Raw genomic sequence first — 2,829 nt, 5'->3', positions numbered from 1 at the left:
CAGAATGGCAAAGGCGGCGGTGGGCGGGACGCCCGCCGCACAGCCGGCGGGACGCCGGCGCTACGCGGCCGTGGTCGCCTTCTCTTCCACGAACGCTTCGGCGTGGTCGAGGACTTCATGGACGAGCGCGGGCGAATCGGCCTCGCAGTAGAGCCGCAGCATCGGCTCGGTGCCGGAGGCGCGGAATAGGAGCCAGGTTTCTACGTTCTGGCCGGGTTTCGACTTGGTGTCTTTCGACTTGGTGTCTTTCGTCTTGGTGTCTTTCGTCTTGGTTTCGAGGTAGAGCTTCACGCCGTCGATGTTCTCGCTGCGCAGGACTTTGTACGGACCAATGGTGTTTGGTCCGGCGGCGGCGCGGCGCACAGCGCCATCCTTCACCTCGTTCGAGACGTGCAGGTCGCGGCGGCCGTAGTGATGCGGTCCGTACTCGTTTTGCAGGTCGTTGACCAGCTGCGCGAGCGTCTTGCCTTCTTCCGCCATCACAGCCGCAAGCAAGAGAGCGTTGAGTGAGCCATCGCGCTCGGGCAGGTGGCGCGTGATGCCGATGCCGCCCGACTCTTCCCCGCCGATGAGAATGTCTTCGGTGAGCATGAGGTCGCAGATGTACTTGAAGCCGATGGCGGTCTCGAAGAGCCTGCGCTTGTGCTTGGCCGCGATCTTGTCGAGCATCTTCGTGGTGGAGAAGGTCTTGGCCACGGCGCCGGGCCACTGCTTGCGCTCGACCAGCCAGCGCAGCAGGATGGAAAAGATCTTGTGCGAATCGACGAAGGCGCCATGTTCATCGACGGCGCCGATGCGATCGGCGTCACCATCGGTGGCAAAGCCGGCGTGGCACTTCTCGCGCACCACCGTCTCTTGCAGCAGCTTGATGTGGGGCTCGATGGGCTCGGGATTGATGCCCGGAAAGAGCGGATTCAACTCGCCGCGGATCTCGACGTGGGCGATGCCGTCGCGCGCGAAGATGGACTTCAAGATCCCGCGGCCGGCGCCGTACATCGGATCGACGGCGAACTTGAAGCCGGCGCGCTTGATGCGCGCCATGTCCACGAACGAGCACATGGCGTCGATGTAGGGCGGCTTGAAATCGGCTTCTTTAATCATGCCAGGCGTGATCTTCGCCGGCGTATCTTTCGGGGCGGCGCCGGGATCGAAGTTCAGCTCGGCTTCGATGGCCTTCATGATGGCCGGCGTCGCCGGCCCGGCATACTTCGCCTTGAACTTCAGTCCATTCCAGTTCCACGGATTGTGGCTCGACGTGACCACCACTCCGCCAGCGGCGTTGAAGTGCCGGACGGCGAAGGAGACGCCGGGCGTGGGCGTGTAGTCCGTCGCCAGCGTGACGGGGATGCCGGCGGCAGCGAGCGTTTCCGCGACCACGCGCGCGGCTTTGGGCGAGGCGAAGCGTGTGTCGTAGCCGACGACGAGACCTTTGCGATGGTCCTCATGCTTGCGGACGTAAGCAGCGATGGCCGCCGCGACGCGGCGAACGTTCTCGAAGATGAAATCGCCGGCGATGATGCCGCGCCAGCCGTCGGTGCCGAACTTGATCTCTGCTGCCATGATTCGAATGCTCCGGGAGTCAGTACTACAGCAACCGGTCAAGCTTTTTCCGTTCTAGTTCCTTCACCAGCTTGCCAACATCTTGCGAACGCTCGCGGGTGGTGACAAGCAAGGCGTCGTCGGTCTCGACCACGACCACGCCTTTTACCCCGACGGCGGCCACGAACTTTTTGGGCGCGTAGATGTAGTTGCCCTCGGCATCGAGCGCGAGCCCGCTCTTGGATTCGATCACGTTCGAGCCCTTACCATCACGGGCGTGATGCTCGTAGAGCGCGGCCCATGAGCCAAGGTCGTTCCAACCGAAATCCGCCGGGAGGCAGTAGAGATTCGAGGAGTGCTCGCCCTTGGCGGAGCGTGGCTCGAGCACGGCGTAGTCCACGCTGATGTTCTCGCACTTGGGATAGAGCTTGGCAAAAGTGCTATCGAACTTTTTCGTTCCCCACGCATCGGCGATCTGCTGGAGGTAGGGCGAGGATTCCGACAGGTGTTCGCGCAGCGCGTTGGCGAGGGTGCGCGCGCCCCAGATGAAGACGCCGGAGTTCCAGAAATAGTTGCCGGCAGCGACGAACTCCTCCGCCTTCTCGAGCGCGGGCTTCTCGGTGAAGCGTTTCACGCGCAGGACGCCTTTGTGTTTCTCGCCGGCCTCGATGTATCCGTAGCCGGTCTCGGGACGCGTGGGCGTGACGCCGATGACGACGATGTTGTCGCCGGCGGCGGCGAGTTCGGCGGCGCGGGCGACCGTCTTGCGAAACTTTTTCTCGTCTGCGATGACGTGGTCGGCGGGAAACATGCCGATGACGGCGCGCGGGTCGATGCGCTCGAGGATGAAGGCGGCGAGTCCGATGGCGGGCGCGGTGTTGCGCGGCGCGGGCTCGGCGATGATCTGCTTGCGGTCCACGCCTTTGAGCTGGCCGGCGATGATCTCGCTGAGGTCGTCGTTGGTGATGACCCAGAAGCGCTCGGGCGGGGCCAGCGGCGCGAGGCGCACGACCGTCTGCTGGATCATGGTGGTGTCGCCATCGAGCGCGAGCACTTGCTTCGCCAGCTTCTTGCGCGAGCGCGGCCAGAAGCGGGTGCCGCGGCCGCCGGCAACGATCACGGGATAGAGCGGCGGGACTCTAGCCATCGCTTCTCACCAGAGATCCTTGCGGGAGTAGGGGTTCCTCGACTCGCGCTCGCTGGCACTCGCGCATCGCTCGGAATGACAATTCAAAGTCAAAAGCCGCGGCCGAGGGCGTCCGCGCCACACGCTCGCGCATCGCTCGGAAT

Annotated in this window: 2 protein-coding genes; both read right to left on the bottom strand. The window is 64.0% G+C overall.

From position 1 onward, the window contains the following. Positions 1-60: 60 nt before the first annotated feature. Positions 61-1,560 carry a phosphoglucomutase/phosphomannomutase family protein gene (locus tag M3P27_13040; protein ID MDP9269232.1) on the bottom strand — a complete coding sequence of 500 codons (1,500 nt, stop codon included), beginning with the start codon at positions 1,558-1,560 and terminating at the stop codon, positions 61-63. A gap of 25 nt (positions 1,561-1,585) precedes the next feature. Beyond that, positions 1,586-2,686: a sugar phosphate nucleotidyltransferase gene (locus M3P27_13035; GenBank protein ID MDP9269231.1), complete on the bottom strand. Its 1,101-nt coding sequence runs from the start codon at positions 2,684-2,686 to the stop codon at positions 1,586-1,588. Positions 2,687-2,829 lie beyond the last annotated feature (143 nt).

It is taken from the genome of Acidobacteriota bacterium (genome assembly GCA_030774055.1).
GTDB lineage: Bacteria > Acidobacteriota > Terriglobia > Terriglobales > Acidobacteriaceae > JACPNR01.
The sequence above is the reverse complement of the archived record's forward strand: the minus strand, read 5'-3'. Positions and strand labels throughout refer to the sequence as shown.

Bases quoted from the DNA above. Each gene is read 5' to 3' on its own strand.
- M3P27_13040 (MDP9269232.1), bottom strand. From the start codon at position 1,560: ATGGCAGCAGAGATCAAGTTCGGCACCGACGGCTGGCGCGGCATCATC.
- M3P27_13035 (MDP9269231.1), bottom strand. From the start codon at position 2,686: ATGGCTAGAGTCCCGCCGCTCTATCCCGTGATCGTTGCCGGCGGCCGC.